23 protein-coding genes are annotated in these 20,691 nt (G+C 40.9%); 19 read left to right on the top strand and 4 right to left on the bottom strand.

Features of this window, described 5'->3' with window-relative positions; translation table 11 throughout:
* Nucleotides 1-42: 42 nt before the first annotated feature.
* The gene (locus BFI01S_RS05430; RefSeq protein ID WP_061791692.1) at nucleotides 43-390 is read left to right on the top strand and encodes a hypothetical protein; all 348 of its coding nucleotides are present in this window, start codon (nucleotides 43-45) and stop codon (nucleotides 388-390) included.
* Between the two features lie 391 nt (nucleotides 391-781).
* Here the strand turns inward: BFI01S_RS05430 and BFI01S_RS05425 are convergent, their stop codons facing one another.
* Nucleotides 782-1,687, bottom strand: a complete 906-nt coding sequence (locus tag BFI01S_RS05425; RefSeq protein WP_061791700.1) for a DMT family transporter — start codon at nucleotides 1,685-1,687, stop codon at nucleotides 782-784.
* Nucleotides 1,688-1,918: 231 nt separating this feature from the next.
* On the opposite strand from BFI01S_RS05425, the gene BFI01S_RS05420 reads away from it, so the two are divergent.
* From BFI01S_RS05420 to BFI01S_RS05410, 3 genes are all read left to right on the top strand, one after another.
* Nucleotides 1,919-2,746, top strand: a complete 828-nt coding sequence (locus tag BFI01S_RS05420; protein WP_235831107.1) for a M14 family zinc carboxypeptidase — start codon at nucleotides 1,919-1,921, stop codon at nucleotides 2,744-2,746.
* A 243-nt stretch (nucleotides 2,747-2,989) separates the two neighbouring features.
* A complete protein-coding gene (yyaC, locus tag BFI01S_RS05415) occupies nucleotides 2,990-3,610 on the top strand; it encodes a spore protease YyaC (RefSeq protein ID WP_061791691.1) in 621 nt (206 codons plus the stop codon).
* A 109-nt stretch (nucleotides 3,611-3,719) separates the two neighbouring features.
* Nucleotides 3,720-4,394: a GntR family transcriptional regulator gene (locus BFI01S_RS05410; protein ID WP_061791690.1), complete on the top strand. Its 675-nt coding sequence runs from the start codon at nucleotides 3,720-3,722 to the stop codon at nucleotides 4,392-4,394.
* Nucleotides 4,395-4,424: 30 nt separating this feature from the next.
* Here the strand turns inward: BFI01S_RS05410 and BFI01S_RS05405 are convergent, their stop codons facing one another.
* Nucleotides 4,425-5,231, bottom strand: a complete 807-nt coding sequence (locus BFI01S_RS05405; RefSeq protein ID WP_061791689.1) for an aspartate dehydrogenase — start codon at nucleotides 5,229-5,231, stop codon at nucleotides 4,425-4,427.
* A gap of 538 nt (nucleotides 5,232-5,769) precedes the next feature.
* Here BFI01S_RS05405 and BFI01S_RS05400 point away from each other — a divergent pair.
* Nucleotides 5,770-7,215 carry a hypothetical protein gene (locus BFI01S_RS05400; protein WP_061791688.1) on the top strand — a complete coding sequence of 482 codons (1,446 nt, stop codon included), beginning with the start codon at nucleotides 5,770-5,772 and terminating at the stop codon, nucleotides 7,213-7,215.
* A gap of 91 nt (nucleotides 7,216-7,306) precedes the next feature.
* Nucleotides 7,307-7,984: an NAD(P)-binding domain-containing protein gene (locus BFI01S_RS05395; protein WP_061791687.1), complete on the top strand. Its 678-nt coding sequence runs from the start codon at nucleotides 7,307-7,309 to the stop codon at nucleotides 7,982-7,984.
* A 23-nt stretch (nucleotides 7,985-8,007) separates the two neighbouring features.
* Here BFI01S_RS05395 and BFI01S_RS05390 read toward each other — a convergent pair whose 3' ends face one another.
* Both BFI01S_RS05390 and BFI01S_RS05380 read right to left on the bottom strand, forming a co-directional pair.
* Complete coding sequence (locus BFI01S_RS05390) at nucleotides 8,008-9,390, bottom strand: hypothetical protein (RefSeq protein WP_061791686.1); 1,383 nt, start codon at nucleotides 9,388-9,390, stop codon at nucleotides 8,008-8,010.
* A gap of 712 nt (nucleotides 9,391-10,102) precedes the next feature.
* Nucleotides 10,103-10,438 (bottom strand): hypothetical protein, encoded by a 336-nt coding sequence (locus BFI01S_RS05380; protein WP_061791684.1) that lies wholly within the window; start codon nucleotides 10,436-10,438, stop codon nucleotides 10,103-10,105.
* 306 nt (nucleotides 10,439-10,744) lie between these two features.
* Here BFI01S_RS05380 and BFI01S_RS05375 point away from each other — a divergent pair, with 306 nt between their 5' ends.
* The 13 genes from BFI01S_RS05375 to BFI01S_RS05310 all read left to right on the top strand — a co-directional run bounded on the left by BFI01S_RS05375 (nucleotide 10,745) and on the right by BFI01S_RS05310 (nucleotide 20,682).
* Nucleotides 10,745-11,077, top strand: coding sequence for a 2Fe-2S iron-sulfur cluster-binding protein (locus BFI01S_RS05375; protein ID WP_035330542.1), 333 nt, complete (start codon nucleotides 10,745-10,747; stop codon nucleotides 11,075-11,077).
* A gap of 61 nt (nucleotides 11,078-11,138) precedes the next feature.
* Nucleotides 11,139-11,909: a creatininase family protein gene (locus BFI01S_RS05370; RefSeq protein WP_061791683.1), complete on the top strand. Its 771-nt coding sequence runs from the start codon at nucleotides 11,139-11,141 to the stop codon at nucleotides 11,907-11,909.
* Between the two features lie 223 nt (nucleotides 11,910-12,132).
* Entirely contained in the window at nucleotides 12,133-12,864 is a 732-nt protein-coding gene (locus BFI01S_RS05365; protein WP_019382771.1) for an iron-containing redox enzyme family protein, read from the top strand.
* 122 nt (nucleotides 12,865-12,986) lie between these two features.
* On the top strand, nucleotides 12,987-14,450 hold the full coding sequence (locus BFI01S_RS05360) for an aldehyde dehydrogenase family protein (protein ID WP_061791682.1): 1,464 nt from the start codon (nucleotides 12,987-12,989) through the stop codon (nucleotides 14,448-14,450).
* A gap of 19 nt (nucleotides 14,451-14,469) precedes the next feature.
* Nucleotides 14,470-14,949: a GlcG/HbpS family heme-binding protein gene (locus BFI01S_RS05355; protein WP_061791681.1), complete on the top strand. Its 480-nt coding sequence runs from the start codon at nucleotides 14,470-14,472 to the stop codon at nucleotides 14,947-14,949.
* Between the two features lie 84 nt (nucleotides 14,950-15,033).
* Nucleotides 15,034-15,630, top strand: a complete 597-nt coding sequence (locus BFI01S_RS05350; RefSeq protein WP_061791680.1) for a chromate transporter — start codon at nucleotides 15,034-15,036, stop codon at nucleotides 15,628-15,630.
* A complete protein-coding gene (locus BFI01S_RS05345) occupies nucleotides 15,627-16,157 on the top strand; it encodes a chromate transporter (protein ID WP_061791679.1) in 531 nt (176 codons plus the stop codon). Before BFI01S_RS05350 ends, BFI01S_RS05345 begins: the two co-directional genes overlap by 4 nt.
* Before the next feature lie 15 nt (nucleotides 16,158-16,172).
* Complete coding sequence (locus BFI01S_RS05340) at nucleotides 16,173-16,859, top strand: GntR family transcriptional regulator (RefSeq protein ID WP_061791678.1); 687 nt, start codon at nucleotides 16,173-16,175, stop codon at nucleotides 16,857-16,859.
* A gap of 96 nt (nucleotides 16,860-16,955) precedes the next feature.
* Nucleotides 16,956-17,306 carry a 2Fe-2S iron-sulfur cluster-binding protein gene (locus tag BFI01S_RS05335; RefSeq protein ID WP_061791677.1) on the top strand — a complete coding sequence of 117 codons (351 nt, stop codon included), beginning with the start codon at nucleotides 16,956-16,958 and terminating at the stop codon, nucleotides 17,304-17,306.
* Between the two features lie 295 nt (nucleotides 17,307-17,601).
* Nucleotides 17,602-18,075: a RidA family protein gene (locus BFI01S_RS05325; RefSeq protein ID WP_035330531.1), complete on the top strand. Its 474-nt coding sequence runs from the start codon at nucleotides 17,602-17,604 to the stop codon at nucleotides 18,073-18,075.
* Between the two features lie 144 nt (nucleotides 18,076-18,219).
* Nucleotides 18,220-18,981, top strand: coding sequence for a hydroxypyruvate isomerase family protein (locus tag BFI01S_RS05320; protein ID WP_061791676.1), 762 nt, complete (start codon nucleotides 18,220-18,222; stop codon nucleotides 18,979-18,981).
* On the top strand, nucleotides 18,978-19,871 hold the full coding sequence (locus BFI01S_RS05315; RefSeq protein WP_061791675.1) for an NAD(P)-dependent oxidoreductase: 894 nt from the start codon (nucleotides 18,978-18,980) through the stop codon (nucleotides 19,869-19,871). Before BFI01S_RS05320 ends, BFI01S_RS05315 begins: the two co-directional genes overlap by 4 nt.
* A gap of 136 nt (nucleotides 19,872-20,007) precedes the next feature.
* On the top strand, nucleotides 20,008-20,682 hold the full coding sequence (locus BFI01S_RS05310) for a lysozyme family protein (protein ID WP_061791674.1): 675 nt from the start codon (nucleotides 20,008-20,010) through the stop codon (nucleotides 20,680-20,682).
* The last annotated feature ends 9 nt before the right edge of the window (nucleotides 20,683-20,691 follow it).

The raw sequence follows: 20,691 nt of genomic DNA, 5'->3' as shown, positions 1-20,691 counted from the left end.
TACACTTTTCTTAATCGCACTTGTGTTTAAGGAGATGATGGTATGCAATATGAGATGGAAATAGCTAACTTGCTCGCTGAAAATATTAACGATTTTATTGCGTTCATTAATAAAAATCTCGAAAGAAATATCTTTTATATGGACACAGACAAATTACAGCAAATCAAATTGATTGCTGAAGACTATAAGTTTCATATCCTTGCAGAGGAGCTGATCAGGATCAATCGTTTCGTCTGGGATCCAAAGTACACAAATTATTTGGTGAATCAATTTTTAAAAGGACTCATAATAATTGATGAATATGTACAAAGAAACTATAACAGCCTGTATATGTTAACGGGTAGATTATATACATTGAAGGATCTAAGTTCATTATTCAGCAAAGATTAAACAGACAGAGCAGGCTCCTAGTTTACTGAATCCGAAGAGTTTTATGGTGGAAGGAAATATTGCCTCTCTTAATTTATCACTATTTGGATTATTATAGTTAAAGTTTATTCTTTTACTTTAAACAATTAGGGGTATGAAAAATGGAGAAGCACAAGATCTTATGATCATGAGTAGATAAGAAAAGGCTTGTTCACCGTAATTCGGTGTAACAAGCCTTTTGAGTTCAATTTATCTGATTGCCCCATGAGGAAGGACAGCATGAACTCATTGTTAAAGCAGGTTTATATTCATTGCTGAAAGAACCGTGGAGATTTTCGTCTTTTATAGTAATTGTATGAATCATATATTGTTTCTCCTTGCAGGATTATGAGATTTAAGATCTTATAAATTACTAGGCAGTCTTATTTTTCATGCTTTGTTTATTCATCTTTCTTTTGAACATTTTCGCATTTGTTCCTATATATACTCCCGTAAGAACAAAAGCTGCGCCTATTCTATGCGCAATGGTGAACGTTTCACCCAAAAATACTGTAGCCATGATAACAGCAGACACAGGCATCACATTTATAAAAATGGAAGCCTTGGCCGCTCCGACCTCTTTAATTCCGTTATAATACATGACAAACGAAACCACCGTAACAAAGATACTCATATGAGCGATAGCAGCCCAAGTCGTAAAGCTGGCTTGCTGAAGATCTATCCACGTTGTTTCTGCAGATGCAAAGGGCAAAAGAAATAAGGTCCCATAGGCAACTGCATATGTGGTCGATTCCACTGAGCTGAATTTTTTCAACACCACTTTTCCTACAACACTATAAATAGCCCAGCTTACGACAGCGCCAAGCAATACAAAATCAATTGGTTCAAAGCCATATTGGAAAAGAGTGAGCAAATGGCCATCTGTAATAATAAACACTACACCTGTCAAAGCAACGGCCATTCCAATGATATGATTATTGGTAATTTTTTCTTTAAGAAATAGTCCAGATAAAAGGACGATAAGAACCGGGTTTGATGCAATAAATAATGAGCTTTTAATCACAGGTGCGTGTTTTGTGGCCAGAAAGAAACAAATATTATACAGCGCAATTCCTGTCAGACCCAAGAGAGCAAACAGTCCATGATCTTTTAAATTTGGTCGTTTCCGGTCTTTCTCCATAATCCACATGAGCGGAAAAAGCAAGATGGCAGCTCCCAAAAAACGCAAAAATGCAACGGTTGCAGGTTCAAAGCTTTGGACAGCCAACTTGCCGGCAATAAATGCGCTGCCCCATGTTGCAGTAGCCAAAGTCAGCATTCCATAAATAAGCCATAATCTCTTCTTCAAACGAACTCGCCTTCATTTCTGTAAAATTTTATAAATAGTATTATAACACCTTTTTCGAAAGTCGAAATAGTTATTTTTTTATTAGATGAACTTCAAATTCAATTATAGGATAAAAGGATGGGTAAAATATGTTGTTTTTTGTCTTGCTTTATCGATTTAAAGAATAAAACAGTTCTTTTTTCTCAATCACTCTGCTAAACATTGAAAAACAGCAATTCCAAAGAAGTACAGACCGTTCTGGAAGAATCCACACTATACTTCATTCCAATGTACAATCCTGATGGAGCAGAGATGAATACCCGCGGCACTAAGATTATGGAAACGGGCCAGTCTCTGGACTTAAATCGTGATTGGGCAGAGGGAGGATTTATAGCCAAGGAATCAAAAGTTGTCTATTCTTATTGGGCAGAATTGAAGCCGGATTTTGCGATTGATTTGCATCATCAAGGTTTAAAGAAAATTTATGGAACAAATGAAGCTGCAACTTTCTCCTTAGGAATATCCTTAGCACCAGACGGGCCAACGTTGCCAAATGAAACAAAGTACAATGATATTACTAAACAGATGATGGCATATGTGTATGATGAAATGAAAGGATACGGCTACACGCATATTGACCGTTACCAAATTGTTGATAGTGACAATCAGGTTGGCTATGACATCGACATTAAAGGCGGAGTTGTGTCGACCATAATGATGGGACTGAACTATAACGGTTTGAATCCTGACAATCACAGCCATCCGTCCATATTTTTTGAAACAAAAGGCAATTCAAGCGATGGCAGCCTGGGACAGAAATCAAACGGATATCTAACCAAACAAAAGCTTCTTTTATCGTATATTCTTTTTACTGGTGCTTTCACCAACCATCCCCCTTATATCTTCAGCCATTTTGTCAAAAACCTGATTAACCCGATCCATCAATATATCCTGGGAAGCACCATTTTGATTATCAATTCCTTCATTTATATTATCCTTTTTCATTTTAATCTCACCTCCATAAAAATTATGTTTTGTTTAAGGATCTAAAATATTCTTCAAAGGGGATTTATTAAGGTGATGAACTTCAGCTTGGTTTTCGGGTATGATTAAAGAAATATATATATATTGTCAGCGGATATGTCATCTAAAGTCCGGGTAATACATAATATACCCGCTAAAAATTTACAATTGCTTCTTTCATTGTATAAACTAAGAATGATTATCATTTTAGTTTTTATTGATTAATGCTGATTCGGGATATAAAACTATTAATGGAAAGGAGGGACCAAAATGTGGCCATTTTCATCCAGCAAACCGAAGAATAATGTCATCGATGCAGCAAGTTACATTTCCATCAAAGAAACAACGGAAGAAGCGGAAATTGAAAAGATGGTATCGAAGCTGGAACAGATCTTTTATAGCACATCCAGGGAAATCGTTATTTTGTGCATCGGGTCGGACCGGTCAACAGGAGACTCTCTTGGACCCTTGACAGGAAAGATCCTTAAAGAAAAGAACATTCCGTATCCGGTATATGGGACTCTAAAGGATCCTGTTCATGCATTAAATATCAAACAGGTTCTTAAAGAAATCAAGGATACACACCATGATCCGTTTATATTTGGCATAGACGCCTGCCTCGGGGACGAACGGCAAATCGGCTATATTTTAATAAGAGAAGGATCGTTTATTCCGGGGAATGCAGTGAATCGGGTTCTGCCGAGTGTGGGTGATTATCATTTGAAGGCGATTGTAAATACACTGGATCCATTAACACCTGTACACTCCTTAAATAGCACGAGATTATATCTGGTTTTAAAACTGGCTGAAATCATAGCGGAAATTATTTCAAGTGTAGCAGCTAATGATCGGACTTCCAGAGGAGAGATAGAAAAAATGAATGTGCCTTAAACATTATATAAGTAGAACTCCTTGGTAAATCAACCAAAAAATTGCTGTTACCCCGACAGGTAAGTTATAATGGGCAGTAAGGATACTAAAGAGAGAAAGAGGGAAAGGGATGGTCAATAACTGGACGGAGGATAATCTGATCTCGATTCGAGAGAGGGTTTATCTGCATATTAAGGATCTTATTTTGGACGGGGAATTTAAAGCGGGAGACCGGCTGGTTGAACGGGAACTTGCTGAACGGTTAAATATCAGCAGGACGCCAATTCGCGAAGCGCTGTTCCGCCTGGAATCACAAGGGTTTGTAAAGACAGTTCCAAGAAAAGGTGTAATTGTTGCCGATATTTCTGAAAAGGAAATTATCGAGGTGTTTACCATTTTATCATCACTTGAAGTACTGGCAGCAAAATTGGCCGTCCAAAAGCTGGATGATGAAATGGAAAGCAAGTTCACAAGCAGCATAAAAAAGGTCGAGGAATACCTGAACAATCCTGAAGAGGATGCTTCTGAGTTACATAGGCAGCTCAATCATCTCCTATATAGCTCTGCCAAAAATGTGAAGCTTTATGAGATGCTGAGCGGATTATCCGATTACATTCGCGCATTTGCCAAAATCGGGCATAAAAATCCTGGCAGGGCAAAGCAGTCCATGGAGGAGCATCTAAAAATCATGGAAGCCATCGTTAATAAAGAAATGGAAATGGCTGAATATCTGACCAAAATACATATTGAGAATTCAAAAAAAGCATATATTGAAGCGGTGCAGCAGAGTGAAAATAAAAATTAAGAAAGAGCAGAAGCCCTTTCTTAATTTTCATTACACTCCAATCACAAATGGAGAAGTTAAATTTTTTAAAACCTTGGCCACACTCATGGCGACAATTGGACTTGATTTTGGATTTTCCTCATAAGGAACATTCGAAACGGATATCTCCACTTCGCCAAAATAACCCTTAGCCTTGATGGTATGTGTGTTTGTTTGGATAGTCGGATCGGCATACACCTTCACCTTTGTATTTTCAAATCCAATCCCTGCAAGGCTAAGGGCTGCTGAAACATTTACGCTCTGCGGAAACAGCCTGGATGACTCCCGGGCATTCCCTTCATAAATACAAAATGGTTCAGTCAGCATATGTAAATCCACTTTTTCTTCCGCGATCGTACCTTTCCAGCTGCGGGGATGCTTTCTTGTAATTAAGGTAATATCTTCGATCTCACCCAATGCTCCTGCTGCAATCCGGTCCAGGCCGGCTATAGCTGCAGAGGGGATAAAGATCTGCCGGTTATGCTGCATGGCCACAGTCTTCAGTTTATCATAAAAACTGGTGTCTCCTAATGCTCCCACGGAAAGCACTACAAGATGGCTTCCACTTGCAAGCGCTTTTTCCCCATAAAGATGTAAAGCCCCATGACCCGCTGCCTCTATGATAATATCTAAATCTCCATAAAAAAAATCGTTTTCATCTGGCGTAAGGTCAAATGTTTGTTTGTTAGCATGATCTGCACTTTTATTACTTCTAATCAGCACAGACTGTAACTTCACGTTGCCAGCATGGCCGGCTTCTATTAATTCCGCTATGGTTTTCCCCAACGTTCCATAACCGATAATTCCAGCTTTAAGCATAATGATCACTCCTTCTTGGATTCACCCCTATTTGGTATACGATATACTTTGTGCACGATTTTAACCTAGATTTTAACTTAAAACCCTCAAGAGAGCAATACATTTTATAGAAAATATTAAAACATCTAAATTTTCAAAATTATTTGCACAATAGTTATTTTTAGTGTTATTATAGTATACAAGTTAAAAATAGTGAAAAGAGGAGGTGGTTATAGTCCTCTTGTTCTGGACGATGGAAGCATTTGTAAGGGATCTGCACATCTAAAGAGCATTAGAGATTGATATAGTATGAAAAAAAGAAGTGTATCAGCAGAGAACCAAGTCATCCATGATTAGCGCTTTTTTGTTTTTTGGTCAAATTGGTATACAATCTACCAAATGCTGTATTCTGTTTGGAAAAGTAACAAGTCCTTCTGGTGAAGCCAAATGTCGGGGTATTACATAGTCAGCCATAGATAAACAGAATGCCTCCTGCAATCTGCCTTTTGCAATCTATTATAGAGAGTTATTTTTGATAACGAAAAACGGAGGGGAATATATGGAGTTAACATTTGCTCATTGGGTCTATGCAATTGTTACTGTGTCTGTCATCGCCACGATGCTTTTCAGAAGAGGCGTTGTCTTGCCGGTAATCATCGGAACTTTCCTTGTGGCAGTCATTTATAAAGGCAGTCTGATTGCTGGCTTTCAGGCTGTATTTAACGCTAATCTCCTCGCAGCAAAAGAACTATTCAGCATATTCTTGATTATTTCTCTCATGATCGCGCTTCTTAATTCATTGAAGGATTTGGGCGCTGATAAGAGGCTTATTGGTCCGATTGAGAAGGTTATGGTGAATGGGCATATTTCTTATTTAGTCTTAATGGTAACAACCTATGTGATTTCTCTCTTTTTCTGGCCAACACCTGCTGTCCCGCTCATCTGTGCATTGCTTGTACCTGCAGCAGTCCGGGCTGGGCTGCCTGTAATGACGGCTGCCATGGTTATTGTCATTGCCGGTCAGGGAATGGCGCTTTCCTCTGATTATATCATGCAGGTAGCACCGATGCTCAGTGCAAAAGCAGCTGGAATTGATAAGGCCATGGTTGCGGATAAAACACTGGTTCTTTCCGTCATTACAGGTGTACTCGCATTGTCCTATGTTTATGTGGCGCATAGAAAATCAATCGTGAAAAATGGGCACCACGACTCCTCTCTAAAACCTGAAGATGCTGCTTTCTTTGGTGTAGCGAATGAGCTTGCGGCTACGGCTGAAGAAAGTGCTGAAATCATTCAGAGAAAAAATACATGGGGTAAGGTTTTTGCTGTATTAGTGCCTTTATCCATGCTGGGTGTTATGATTTATATGTTCTCAACCAAATTAACAGGCGGGTCAGGCTTTGAAGGAACAGATGGAGCTGCATTTATTGGCGGTGTTGCGACACTTTTACTGGTGCTTGCCACTGTGGCATTTAATCGCATCCATGCTTTAGATAAGATTAGCGAGCATTTAACGGAAGGCTTCGTGTTTGCCTTCAGGGCGATGGCTCCGGTTATTCCAATAGCAGGTTTCTTCTTTATGGGAAGCTCAGACTTTACCGGAACAATATTATCATTGGATGAAAGCGCTGCCAAACCTGCTTTTTTATTTGATATGATACAGGCAGGCCAGGCTTATATTCCTGAGAATGCCTTTATTGCCGGGTTTGGCTTGTTGATTGTCGGTCTGATCACTGGCCTTGATGGGTCTGGATTTTCCGGTCTGCCGTTAACTGGTGCCTTATCGGGTGCATTAGCAAATGGAAGTCATATGGATCCTTCCACATTAGCAGCCATCGGACAAATGGGTGCGATCTGGGGTGGAGGAACGATTGTAGCCTGGTCATCACTTGTCGCAGTAGCAGGATTCCTTCAGCTTTCACCGCTGGAGCTGGCCAGGAAAAACTTTATTCCAGTTGTCGCCAGTTTATTTATCGCAACCTTAATTGCCATATTAATCTGGTAAAACAGTAAGCTTGAACAAACAAGGCTATCCTGCAAAGTTAGAATAAACTAACTAAGGGGATAGCCTTTTTTATAAGGAGAGGAGTGAGGATTTGAAAATTGGCTTAGCAGGTATAGGGAAGTTAGGTGCAGCGATGATGACTCATTGGCATAAATCAAACCTTTCAATAGGCATTTTTCATCCCGACAGATCAAAGGCAGAACAATTTGCTGAAAAGTTCCCTAACGCACATCCTTTAACTGATAACGAGATGAGACAAATGGATATTATTCTGCTCGCTTTGCCGGCTGGAAAGGTGATTTCTTTTATGGACAGCATAATTCAAGAGAATTCTTCTATTGCCTTCATTAACATGGCGACTGCACTTCCAACGAAAAGGATTACAGAAAGGTTCCCTTTCTGTAAGGTGTTTGGATTGAAATACATGGGGCATTCGAGAGATCTAATGGAGAATGGAAAGGGTTTATTTATTACTGAGGATCATCTTCCTGCTCCTATACAGGATTTATTCAGACCACTGGGGGAAATCATAAAAGACAGTGAAGAGAGAGTAACAGAAGTAAATAAACTGGCAACCTATTTTGCTGTAACAACGGCTGTTGAAATTGAGTATGAATTGACAGGCAAAGGGTATCACCCAGCTTATATCAAAAGAGCCCTTGCTTCCCTTGCACCGGAAGTCATACGGGCTTACAGCGAAGGCGCTTTGGGGCATTTTGCAAAAGAAATTGTGAAGGAAATACAGGAATCGAATAAGAAAAGCTGCTGATTAATTTTCAGCAGCTTTTCTTATTAGAGCAATCTTTCCAGCAAAAACAAATAGAACATCACACAAGCAACATAAACTGCCGCAAAAGGAAGATTCCAGCTGGAGACTTTATAGGAATCGACTTTGATAATGTTAGACATGAGACCAAGAGTGGCATTATAGGGGCCTACTAAGAAGGCGGAAACTGCGCCGGACAGCATTGCGACTGTCAGAATATGAGGAGAAATTCCGATGGCTTCCGGATTTACTCCTTCAATCATCAATGCAAGGGAAACAGCTGGGTGGAGGCCCAGAAAGGCCAGCCCTAAAGGAATCAAAGGCAGAAGGATCAGGAAAACCCCGACTCCGGCTACACTTATAAAAGCTGCAATCCAGTCAAAAAGGATTTCATTTGCCTTCGAAATATTAATCGCTGATATAAAAAAGCCTGTTGATAAAAAGATAAAAAATTGATCCTTCATGCTCATCGCAAAGGAATTGAAATGGTCAGACAGCTGATGGCCAAATTCTTTTCCTTTACGTAATAAAAGGGACCAGCTGAAAGCAAATGGAATGACGATCAGCGAAACAAGAATTAAGAATGGCAATGAAACTTGAGTCTCTGCAAAGGATACGAGGACATTAAATATAGCGATGGCCCCGAGGATCTGAAATACTCTGCCCGGGCGCCCGTCATTAGCCGCTTCCAGGGCAGCAGCTGTTTCATGCACAGATTCTCCGCCAGAGTGCGAAAGTTTCATTGGCTTGGACTGACGGGATCCAATAAACCAATCCATTGCTAATCCTAATATGCTCAGGGGGATGACATAGGGGAGGATGGATCCCCAGCTGACGCCCGTCATCGTTATCACGATTCCCACAATAGGTGTTACAGGCGCCCAAATTAAAGGCATCGCAAACCCTCTGGAAATGGCCCTGCTCATGAACCGCTCCTTGTTCCTTACCGGAAAGCTCCCCAGTGCCGGCCTGATAGAATAATAAGTCATGGGAAGAGTGGCAAGATTCATGAAAATGCTGAAAAAGTAAGAGATTCCAGAAGTCATCATATACAAATGACCAGATGTTTTTACACGTTTTTGAATGATGGCCTGGATGCCTTCCCCGTAACGTCCCAGTTTAACCGGAATCCCCAGAATGGGTATTAAAGTAAACATGGTAAGCAAGTCAAGCATTGGTCCAAAAGCAAAAATATACTGCTGCCACTCTGAGCTGCTCGTCCAGAGCAGGACTGCACCAAAAGTTAGGAAAACGCCCCCGAGAATCTGAACAAATTTCTTCGTCAGCCGGAATGTTAAAACGACGATGATAAGACATAAGATAGAAAGCAGGGAATCAATATTCCACTGCGGAAGCAAGGTGGACAGCAAATATAAAGCAATTACCGTCAAAAATAAGACTCTTAGCATATCAGACACCCTCAATATATTGAATTTCATTTCACTGGGGATTGTATACCAAAATCTCGTTTTATATGTATTTGTTCAAAAATTAGCCACAAATACGAATATATTTTGGTATTTGGTATACAATATTATTGTAAATCTGAAAAAGTCATCATATAATAATGATAAAAGGATAGAGAAAAAAGGAGGCTGCCCCGATGTTCCATTTTCTTTTTGGATCCAAATATGCAATTGAGAAAACTGAAAGAAAATTAGCCCGTTTAAGAAGAACATTAAAATTCTAGTCATGCCGCCATGCTTTGGCGGTTTTTTCTTTTATAAAAATTATTTGTGAACAGCAAACCCGGAAGAAGAGCTGCTTCCCCCGGGTTTAAAAATTTTTTATCGCAGTCTAACGGCCAGTCAGACACCCACATCAAGACTCAGATGAATCAAGGGAGGATAAGTGGGGGTCAAACTGCCCGTAAAGGCAAGAAAAGAAGAACAAAGACTAAAAAAAGCGCCACATCTTCCCAAAAGCTGCCGCTTTCGGTCGTGCGAGGTATCGCTGCCGTAGCTTTCCTTGTCCTGTGGCAACGTCCTTGGACCCACTTCCTCCCAAAAGCTGTCGCATTTGGTCGTGCGATGCTCATGCTCATGAAGCCTTCCTTGTCCTGTGGGCCTCAACTAACAATCAGCAGGGAGAAAAGCACTCCCCACTGATTGAAGTTTCACTTTATACTGCTACTTCATCAGATTTAACCAGCTTCGAATGTATGGAGTCCTCACTATTGCCGGATGCCTTTACAATCTCATCCAATTCTTCTCTGGCTGCTTCCAGCGTTTCAAAACGTTCAAAAAATTTAACACCGATATGATTTACATACTCTTTTCCTTCATATTCTTCATATAATTTGATTTTCATATTCTCATCCAAAACTTCTGCAATAGTGTACTTAGCCTTCAGCTTATCGAAAAAATAGAAATGATACGTCTCAACCGGCTTTAAACCCTCGTTTTCAAGAATGGTCTGGAAAGTATCTTTATTTGTTAATACAATATATTTACCCAATTAAAACACTCCTTTTATTTATAGATATTTTCAAAGTATTAATTAATATGTAATTAGCCAGCATACCTCCTCTTTCGTTGGAATATTGTATACCATTGACTTTAAATGTATTTTATACTAAAGTTTCAAGTAATTCAATGATATATTCTAAATTTTTTAATAATTTCGCAAAAAGGAACAAGCTGATTCCGCATCCGGTATTAATTCAACAAAAAAATAAAAAACCAGTTTGCTAATCTTCCATAAAGGTTGTATACTTTGAAAAAAGTATCTAAATTTTTAGAATAAACTGAAAGGGGTAATGTTATGCCGAAGGTTACGCTTCATGTGGATGGGGAGATTGTGGAAAAGCAGGTAAAGGATAATGCCAATTTGGTTGTGCTTGCAGGGATCCGCCAGTTTCCGGAATTAAAATATGGATGCGGCATGGGAAGATGCACAAAATGTACGTGCATTGTATTAAATGGGGGGGATGATCTCGCACCGCCAAATTGGAAGGAAGAAAAAATGCTTGGCGACAAAGTGAAAGAAGGATATCGGTTAACCTGTCAAATGACCATCCAAAACGACATTGAAATATCACAGGAAAACATCTCTGTAAAGCCTCCCAAAAAGACAACTGCAGCTATTACGAAATAGTTTTTTATTTTTATTTATTTTTGGTATACAAAATACCTAAAACAAGCGGGGTATCAAGAAAATGAATTGTTTTGATCTTACCAAGATGACATGGAAGGAAGTCGAAAAATCCTTAGAAACAGTAGAGTTTGCCATAATTCCTGTCGGAGCACATGAGCAGCATGGCCCACACATGGCGGAAAGTTGTGATGCAGTGCTCGCAGAAAGAATGGCGATTAAACTGGGGCAAAGAATGTTTCCTTATGCTATTGTGACGCCAACAATTAACATGGGGGTTTCCGAGCATCACATCCATTTCCCCGGAACAATTACACTTCAGCCGTCTACCTTGATTGCCGTTCTTACAGACATGGTTTCCTCACTGAAACAGCATGGAATCAGGAAGTTTTTATTTTTGAATTCACATGGCGGAAACCAATCTACACTGAATCTGGCCGCCATGAACATCACAAAGGAATTGGAAGTAGAAGTCTACTATGCAAAGACTACTGCGTCTGCCAAGGAATCTATCGGGAAATATGTAAAATCTCCTTTATTTGGCCACAGCTGCGAACGTGAAGTGTCTGAAGCCCTGTATCTAGCACCGGAGCTGGTAAGGGAAGACCTCTTGGAAAAAGGAGAAATCAAGCAAGGCGGCAGATGGGAAAGACTACGGCCGGGGAAAGCTGTCCAGGGATTTTATTTCTATGAAGAAATGACTGAAAACGGCTGTATTGGTGATGGACGGAAAGGGAGCAGGGAAATCGGAGAGCAGATCGTGGAAGAAGCCTTGGATCATCTAGCTGAAGAACTTTCCGAGCTGCTTGATCTGAAAGAGGAGTTGCTTTATTAATTCTCACAATCTATCAACCGAGAAAAATTAATCTTTAAAAAATTCTAAAAATTGTGTTTACAATTGAAAAGGAATAGGTTATGATTTCATTAAGGTATACCAAAGACCAAAAAACAAGATTAAATATGGTTCTAAATTAGTAACCTATTATTTTTTTATAAGTTTTGGTATACAAAATATCAAGTGCCAATAGGCTACATAAATTTCGAGGAGGAGTTTACACATGCCAGAATTATTATCTAAAGATGAATTTCGTAAAGAACTAGAGGAAGCCATTAAAGGAAACCACAGTCAGAAAGCTCCATTCACTGTAGCTTGGGCTGAAGGAAAACTGGAAAGAAAACATTTTGCGAGATGGGCTGAAAACCATTACCACTATGTAGGGCCTTTCGCTGATTACTTAGCGTACATCTACCACAACACTCCAACCGATCCGAAATTTGAAGCAGCAAAAGATTTCACACTTCAGAATATGTATGAGGAAGAAATTGCTGCCGACCGCCATACTGACCTGCTTATTCGCTTTGCGGAAGCATGCGGGACGACTCGCGAACGTGTGATCAATCCGGAAAACATGGCACCGACTACGTTAGGGCTTCAAAGCTGGTGCTATGCAGTAGCTGCAAGGGAAAATTTTGTAGTAGCAACTGCAGCTCTTGTTGTCGGATTGGAGTCACAGGTTCCGGATATTTACAGAAAGCAGACTCCGGCTCTTCGTGCTCAATACGGATTCACAGATGAAGAAATCGAATTCTTCGATCTTCATATCGTATCCGATGAAATCCATGGAGAACGCGGCTATAAGATTGTTTTAGATCATGCTGATACTCCTGAATTACAGCAGCGCTGTCTGGAAGTAGTGCGCACAGGGGCGAAAATGCGCCGCATGTATATGGATGGCCTATGGAGAGAATATCTTGAGCAGGATCTTGGCTCTTTAGTAGAAGCAAAATAATATCTATTATCCAGGCCGTCACATTAAATCTTGTTATACGAGGTCTATGTGGCGGCTTTTTCTATAACTAAAGAATTTGGCACAGTAAAGGGAGAAATAAACAGAGAGTAAGGTGATATCGTTTGATTACAACAAAAGTAGAAACTTTCAATAATTATATTAATGGTGAATGGCAGGAATCCGGGAGCCAAAAAAAGTTTTATAGTGTTAACCCTGCTAATACGGAAGATGTCATCGGCGTTTTTCAGGCATCCAATGAAACTGATGTCAAGCTTGCAATTGAAGCTGCCAGAGACGCATTCCCTGGCTGGGCAAAAACAGCCCCATCCAAGCGTGCTGCCATTTTAAACAAAGCTGCGGCACATCTCGAAGAAAATGCAGCGAAATATGCAGAAGAACTGACAAGAGAAGAAGGTAAGCATGTCAGTGATGCAAAAAATGAAGTGCTCCGCTCTGCACAAACACTTCGTTATTATGCGGTCGAGGGACAAAGCTTCACAGGTGAAACCTTCCCTAATGATGATCCCAATATGAGAGTTTCAACGGAAAGAGAACCGCTTGGTGTTGTAAGTGTGATAACACCATGGAACTTTCCAATCTCCATTGCCGCGAGAAAAATTGCTCCAGCATTAATTACAGGAAACACAGTTGTATTCAAACCTTCTTCAGATACTCCTCTGATTGCTGTCCGGCTTGTAGAAGCATTTCATGAGGCAGGAATTCCAAAAGGGGTTCTAAATTTTGTTACAGGGAAGGCTTCGGATGTGGGTGACTTATTAGTCACCCACCCTGCTGTAAAAGCTGTTACATTCACTGGTTCAACAGCTGCCGGTGAGGACATCCACAGCAAAAGCTCGTTCACTACCCGAACCCAGATGGAGCTGGGGGGGAAAAACCCGCTTTTAGTTATGGAAGATGCTGACCTTGATCTGGCGGCCACATTAACAGTTAATGGCGGGTTTTCTTTAACAGGTCAAGCCTGCACTGGTACAAGCAGAGTGATTGTTATGAAGGAAGTAAAAGAAGCATTTGTCGAGAAATTAATTGAAAAAACAAGCGCCCTTAAAATTGGCAGCGGCTTTGAAGAAGGAGTAAAGATTGGTCCGCTGGCAAATGAAAAGCAGCTGAAAAATGTCCTGAAATATATCGAGTTTGGAAAAGAAGATGGTGCAGACCTTGTATATGGCGGCAAACAGCTGACTGATGGCCAATATGAAAAAGGATATTTTGTTCAGCCCGCTATTTTTACAAATGTTAAACCGGGTCACCGCATTGCCAAAGAGGAAATTTTTGGCCCTGTAATTGCTGTGATAGAGGCGGATACATATGAAGAAGCCATTGCGATTGCAAATGACGTTGACTACGGATTATCTGCCTCCATCGTGACAAATAACTTAAAAACAGCCAGCCAATTCACAAAAGACATACAGGCAGGGACAGTAAAAGTGAACAGAACTACTACTGGCAACTTAATCAATGCACCGTTTGGCGGATTAAAGCAATCAAGCACGGCTACGTTCCGGGAGTCAGGAAGGGTTGGCCTGGAGTTTTTCACTCAAGTAAAAACCGTTTATATCGGCTATTAAAACTAAAGGAGAATGAAAGATGAAAACAGCTTTAAAGCTTGAACTGGAAGAAGCAAAATTGATGATTGAAGCAGCAAAGGAAAAGTCCGCTGAAATCAATGTGTTTGAGACAATTGCGATTGTCGATGACGGCGGAAGTGTCATTGCCCTGGAACGCATGAATGGAGCAAGAATCACCGGCCCGGAAATTGCGATTGCTAAGGCATACACTGCCGCCGGCCACAAACGCTCCACCCATCTATTCAATAAAGAACCGAACGGGCCTGCCCTGCCTGGCAATGAGGCATTTGGCATTCAGCATATGCTTAATGGCAAATTTGCTGTGTTTGTCGGAGGGTTCCCAATTGTGGTAAATGGTGAGGTTGTTGGAGGAATCGGCATCAGCGGAGGAAACGGCGAGCAGGATACCGCTGTAGGGACTGCTGCACTTAAAGCCCTTCAAATTTACCTGGAAAAAGACGGCTATGAAGTCGTAACCGAAGCGGATATAAAAAAATAATAGAAAGGGACCTCATCCGTTATAAATAGATAGCGAAATGAGGTCCTTCTTCAGTCAGAAGCATCTAAAAAAGGGGAGGATCGGATGAAGCCTTATCTTGAATTGGCGGTTGGATTTGCACGTACCGGTGTGACAGGGTATGGAGGAGGTCCCTCGACGATACCACTGATCGAATTTGAAGCAGTCAAGAAATATAAGTGGATGACGGAGGAGGAATTCGGAGAGACTCTGGCGCTAGCCAATACATTGCCCGGACCGATTGCAACAAAGATGGCTGCCTATATCGGCTATAAAGTCAAAGGCGGTTTGGGTGCCGCTGTAGCCATCCTTACTCATATACTTCCTTCCATTATTGCTATGTTAGCTTTGCTGGGCGTTTTATACTCTTTCCGCCAGTCCCCAATTGTCAGTGGAATGGTGCAGGGAGTGACACCAGTCATCGGTTTTATGCTGGCAGAGATGGCCTATCGTTTTTACCAGAAAGGCAGCCAGGGGTTAGGATTGCCAAAAAACCTCATATTGGCCGCAGTGTCATTAATTTTTGTTCAATTTTTGGAATGGCATCCCGGTATTTTAATTGCAATTGTCTTAAGTACTGCTTTTTATATTGCCCACCGGAAAGAACAGGCGAATAAAAAGGCAGCAGAAGAGTACATGCCAGTAAGGGAGAAAAGTTCATGATCTATTGGGATATCTTTTGGGCATTTTTTATAGCGAATTTATTGGGTTACGGAGGGGGACCCGCAACAATTCCCCTCATACAGATTGAAGTAGTCAATAACAATGGCTGGATGACACTCTCTGAATTTGGGGATGTTCTTGCCATAGCCAATGCGCTGCCGGGTCCCATAGCAACGAAAATGGCCGGATTTATCGGTTATGAACTAGGCGGAGTATTGGGTGCTGCGGTGGCTTTAGCCGCAACCATCCTGCCATCCGCTTTGGCAGTGATTGTGCTGTTTAAGTTTGTGAATTTATTTAAAGATTCTCCTAAAGTGAAATTAATGACCAAATCCGTACAGCCGGTCATTGCTGTCCTTCTTGCTGTCATGGCCTATCAGTTCTTTATGTCAGCCTTCGAGAAAAGCGGAATGCTGCACCTTATACTTCTTGCAGCCGTCAGCTATTTAACATTAATCAAATTCAAGGTTCATCCTTCTCTTGTTATATTCGGAGCTTTATTTTATGGAGGGATCTTTTTATCTTAAACAGGCGGTGAAACAATGGAAAAAATATGGGGGGAAAATAACTTAATATCTATACGCGAACATGCGTATTTGTATCTAAAAAAACTTATTTTAGAAGGAGAATACCAGGCAGGGGACAGACTGGTAGAAAGAGAACTTGCAGCCAAACTAAACATCAGCCGCACACCGATTCGAGAGGCGTTGTTCAGGCTGGAATCCCAGGGCTTCGTGAAAACAGTTCCCAGAAAAGGGGTTGTTATCTCCAATATCTCAGAGGATGAAGTACTGGAGGTCTTTACCATCCTTTCTTCTCTTGAGGTGCTGGCTGTAAAATTGGCGGCGCAAAGAATGGATTCAGACACACAAAAAGAACTGGATCTCAAAATCAGGGAACTGGTGGAACTGAGTGGACGGGATGAGGAACACTTCAATTCTGAACATATTCAAATGAACAGGCTGATTAATAAGGCATCCAAGAGCCCAAAGCTATATGAAATCCTATCAGGCTTGATTGACTTCATTCACATGGCCGCCAATATGGGATATGAAACACCCGGAAGAAGAAAGGACTCATTAAAGGAACATATTGGAATAATGAAAGCACTTCGCGATAAAGATGCCGAAATAGCGGAATACCTGATGAGGATTCATATTGAAAATTCAAAGAAGGCCTATATGGCCTATGTGAACCGAATTAAAAAGAGAGGGACTGTTAAAAACTAATAAATTAATTAAAGGTTTAGTATTGTCTGAATATTATAATTGTGGTATATTGTATACCAAGAACCAATAAACGAAATCACAGGGAGGAATTCAAACATGCCAAACATCCATTTTGTCAACAGCAGCAAAACTCTGGAAGTGCCTGAGGATTCTAATATATTAAGAATGTCGCTCCGATATGATGGTGATCTGCCAAATCGCTGCGGCGGCGGAATTTGCGGCACTTGTGTTTTTAAAACGGAAGAAGGGTCCGAATACCTGGACAACGTGAAAATCCAGGAAAGAAGAAAGCTGGGAGAAGAGTGGCTGGAAAAAGGCTACCGTTTAGGATGCCAGACTTTTGTAACAAACGGGGATGTCACCATTTCCTGGGATGATAAAGTGACAGATCAGGTAAAAAAGAGAAAGCCGGATAAATTGAAGCAAGCCGTTTCTACAGGAAAATGAGATTCTCTAGACTGCATTCTGTAATAGAGGAACTCAATTTCAGCCCGTTGCAGGTTACAAAATAAATTCCCAATAATATAGAAGAAGGTGAAATTATGTGGGTTTGCAGCACTCATTTAAAAGAAGCCATGCAAATATTAAAAACACCTCATATTCGAAAAGCTCCATATGAAATCAAATGCTCACTTTGTGAAAATCATGCTTTCGCTAAAGTCTATTATACTCACCGCTCATTTAAATTCACTAAACAACTTTATTCTTCATTAAAACAAAGTGTTTCCCAGGAGGCTTAGTAATGGAAGGGGTAAAAAAGGGAATTGAAGAAAGACTGGAAGAGCTGAATATCCAGCTCCCTGTATTGACTGATATCCGAATGCCTTTTGAACCGGGCGTTATCTCAGGAAAGATTGTCTATTTGTCCGGGCAAACACCCAGGGTAAATGGTCTTCAAAAGTATACTGGAATTGTCGGGGCAGGCATTTCAATCGAAGAAGCAAAGGATGCGGCACGAATTTGTACGCTGAATTTGCTGGCAGCCCTTAAAGGAATCATTGGAGATTTAAATAAAGTAAAAAGAATCATCAAAATGGATGGATATGTTGCCTCAACAAGTGACTTTAAATATCATCCTATCGTCATTAATGCAGCATCAGAACTGCTGCATGATATTTTCGGCAAGGAAAACGGACATGCCAGGAAAGCGGTGGGACTGGCTTCATTGCCAGGCGGTGCTCCTGTAGAAATTGAAATGATAGTTGAAATAGAATAAATTCCAGATAAGGGCTGCTCAAGTATTGAGCAGTTTTTTGTTTGATAAAGTAAAAAGGATTCTTTGCGTTTTTACCGAATTAATGTAGAAAAGACTAATGGGAGGAGTAATTGTAAATCAAAAATCCTTTTAAAGGAGGCTTTCATGAATAGATTTTCTGTCAATCTTTCAACCGTTTTTACAGAAGTTCCTTTTTTGGACCGCTTCAAAAAAGCCCGTGAAGCTGGTTTTGATCTTGTGGAATGCCAATTTCCATATGCTAATACAATAGAAGAAATAAGAAATGAGCTTAGGCGCAATGATTTATCCATGATTTTAATAAACCTGCCTCCCGGTAAATGGGAAGAAGGGGACAGGGGACTCGCTGCAGATCCCAATCGCATAGAAGAATTCAGAAATTCAGTTGAAATCGGGATCCGTTATGCGAAAGGCCTTGAGGTAAAGCAGATTCATTGCATGGCGGGGGTATACCACAGTAAGAATCAGAATGTTTTTAATGAAAATCTCTTTTTTGCGGGCAATGCTATGTCTGAACAAGGAATTAACTTATTAATTGAACCAATCAATCCATTCGACATACCTGGCTATTTCTTAAAAGATATCCAGCAGGCAGAAGAGATTATCAATAGTGTCGGTTTGCCGAATTTGAAGCTGCAATTCGACTTTTACCATATTGAAAGAATACATGGCCAAGCTCTTTCTTTTTTCCAAAAGTATGCTGAGCTGGTTTCGCATGTGCAGCTTGCCGACTGCCCAGGCAGACATGAGCCGGGGACGGGGGAAATGGACTATAAAGAGATCCTTCTCTATTTGCAGAAATACTATAAAGGCAATATTGGCCTTGAATATAATCCGCAAGGCAGAAGCGCTGAGAGCTTTGCCTGGCTGAAAGAGGTGACCTCATGAAGATCGGGTTTATAGGAACAGGCGTGATGGGCTCCAGAATGGCCCAGCGGCTATTAAGCCACGGTTTTCAAGTGGCAGTTCATAACCGGACATTCCCAAAAGTGCAGCCGCTCATTGAAAATGGAGCGAAATATGCGGAAACAATCAGTGAACTTTCCAGTCAATGTGATATTGTATGCACATGTCTTTCGATGCCTCAGGATGTGATGAACGTATATATCGGCAAAAATGGGATCATTGAGAATGCCCAGCCCGGAAAAATATGCATTGACTTTACTTCAGTAGGAGCTGATACGAGTAAAACTATTTTTGAACTGGCGGGTGGAAGGGAGATCAGCTATCTTGACTGCCCTGTCAGCGGCGGTCCCGAAGGAGCAGAAAGTGGGACTTTAACGCTTATGGCTGGCGGTGAGAAAATGGCTTTTCAGAAAGTTAAACCGGTACTCGATGTGCTCGGTGATACCATTGAATATCTGGGGCCTTCAGGGTCAGGCAGCATTGCTAAGCTGATTAATCAGTATCTTGTTGCAGTTCACTCCCTGGCTGCATCAGAGGCAATGGTCACCGGAGCATCTTACGGACTGGACTCTGAACAGCTCTTGAAAGTACTGAAGGCAAGCTATGGCGACAGCAGAATCCTTCGCAGGCATATGGAACAATACGTATTCGGACGTCTTTTTACACCAGGAGGGGCGGTGAAATATGTCCACAAGGATGTCCGGCTGGCCAATCAGCTTTTGCATGAAGCAGGCCTTAGTCAGTATACAGGGCAGATGGCTGAAAAAGCATTTCAAACAGCAGCAGAAAAGGGGCTCTGCGACCAGGATATGTCAGCGGTCATAAAGCCGCTGGAGGAAGAGACTGGCATAATTGTGAAGAGGAAGCAATAACAAATAAAATACAATAATAAAACTTACCTATAAACCATCTTCAAGCTTCTCTAAAGGACCTATTCCTATTAAAATATCAGTATTTTCTGCTATAATAAAAACCTGAAATAATAATAGAGAAACCGGGAGAGCAGCAATGAAGCGAAAAAAATGCAAAAAGCGTACAAAACGCAGTTCAAATATAGCCTTACTGTTATTTTTTATGGTTTTGATTTTCGTTTTATTCGACCAATTCAAGCAGCTTAATATAAAGGAAACTGCAGTTTCTTTACTGCCCAATATTGTATCTAGAGACGTCCAGAATTACACGCCTTTACTTGAAAAGGAATTGAAAGAGGTCAATCTAGAAGAATACACACTCGTTCTGGCCGCGATCATGCAGCAGGAAAGCAAAGGAAAGGGAGGGGACCCGATGCAGGCTTCTGAATCAGCAGGATTGCCCCCAAATTCCATCCGGGATCCGGAACAGAGCATTAAGCAGGGTGTTAAACACTTTCAGAAAGCATTAAATTATGGCACTCAAAAAAATGTAGACTTCCCTGCCGTTATCCAGGCTTATAATATGGGAATCGGATATATTGACTTTGTCGCTGAACAGGGCGGAAAACACAGTGAAGAAATCGCAAAGCAATTCTCGCTAAAGCAGGCTGAAAAGAATCCGGAAATTTATGATTGCGGGGGCGATAAGAATAATTTCCGCTATCCATATTGTTATGGTGATTTCACATATACCACGAAGGTAACAAAGAATATCGAGATTCTCACAGCAAGCGGCACGGGAAAAAACGGTGAATATAAATCAGTTTGGTAAAACCAAACA

Origin of the sequence: Cytobacillus firmus NBRC 15306, from assembly GCF_001591465.1 — a bacterium.
Lineage (GTDB): Bacteria > Bacillota > Bacilli > Bacillales > Cytobacillaceae > Cytobacillus > Cytobacillus firmus.
This window is presented reverse-complemented; position numbering and strand designations above follow the sequence as displayed.

Excerpts from the sequence above, each read along its gene's own strand:
- BFI01S_RS05400 (WP_061791688.1), top strand. The coding sequence starts at position 5,770 with ATGGAGTTAACATTTGCTCATTGGGTCTATGCAATTGTTACTGTGTCT.
- BFI01S_RS05430 (WP_061791692.1), top strand. The coding sequence starts at position 43 with ATGCAATATGAGATGGAAATAGCTAACTTGCTCGCTGAAAATATTAAC.
- BFI01S_RS05325 (WP_035330531.1), top strand. The coding sequence starts at position 17,602 with ATGGAAGGGGTAAAAAAGGGAATTGAAGAAAGACTGGAAGAGCTGAAT.
- BFI01S_RS05340 (WP_061791678.1), top strand. The coding sequence starts at position 16,173 with ATGGAAAAAATATGGGGGGAAAATAACTTAATATCTATACGCGAACAT.
- BFI01S_RS05335 (WP_061791677.1), top strand. The coding sequence starts at position 16,956 with ATGCCAAACATCCATTTTGTCAACAGCAGCAAAACTCTGGAAGTGCCT.
- BFI01S_RS05355 (WP_061791681.1), top strand. The coding sequence starts at position 14,470 with ATGAAAACAGCTTTAAAGCTTGAACTGGAAGAAGCAAAATTGATGATT.
- BFI01S_RS05375 (WP_035330542.1), top strand. The coding sequence starts at position 10,745 with ATGCCGAAGGTTACGCTTCATGTGGATGGGGAGATTGTGGAAAAGCAG.
- BFI01S_RS05410 (WP_061791690.1), top strand. The coding sequence starts at position 3,720 with ATGGTCAATAACTGGACGGAGGATAATCTGATCTCGATTCGAGAGAGG.
- BFI01S_RS05315 (WP_061791675.1), top strand. The coding sequence starts at position 18,978 with ATGAAGATCGGGTTTATAGGAACAGGCGTGATGGGCTCCAGAATGGCC.
- BFI01S_RS05365 (WP_019382771.1), top strand. The coding sequence starts at position 12,133 with ATGCCAGAATTATTATCTAAAGATGAATTTCGTAAAGAACTAGAGGAA.
- BFI01S_RS05345 (WP_061791679.1), top strand. The coding sequence starts at position 15,627 with ATGATCTATTGGGATATCTTTTGGGCATTTTTTATAGCGAATTTATTG.
- BFI01S_RS05370 (WP_061791683.1), top strand. The coding sequence starts at position 11,139 with ATGAATTGTTTTGATCTTACCAAGATGACATGGAAGGAAGTCGAAAAA.
- BFI01S_RS05390 (WP_061791686.1), bottom strand. The coding sequence starts at position 9,390 with ATGCTAAGAGTCTTATTTTTGACGGTAATTGCTTTATATTTGCTGTCC.
- BFI01S_RS05425 (WP_061791700.1), bottom strand. The coding sequence starts at position 1,687 with ATGCTGACTTTGGCTACTGCAACATGGGGCAGCGCATTTATTGCCGGC.
- BFI01S_RS05310 (WP_061791674.1), top strand. The coding sequence starts at position 20,008 with ATGAAGCGAAAAAAATGCAAAAAGCGTACAAAACGCAGTTCAAATATA.
- yyaC (WP_061791691.1), top strand. The coding sequence starts at position 2,990 with ATGTGGCCATTTTCATCCAGCAAACCGAAGAATAATGTCATCGATGCA.
- BFI01S_RS05350 (WP_061791680.1), top strand. The coding sequence starts at position 15,034 with ATGAAGCCTTATCTTGAATTGGCGGTTGGATTTGCACGTACCGGTGTG.
- BFI01S_RS05405 (WP_061791689.1), bottom strand. The coding sequence starts at position 5,231 with ATGCTTAAAGCTGGAATTATCGGTTATGGAACGTTGGGGAAAACCATA.
- BFI01S_RS05320 (WP_061791676.1), top strand. The coding sequence starts at position 18,220 with ATGAATAGATTTTCTGTCAATCTTTCAACCGTTTTTACAGAAGTTCCT.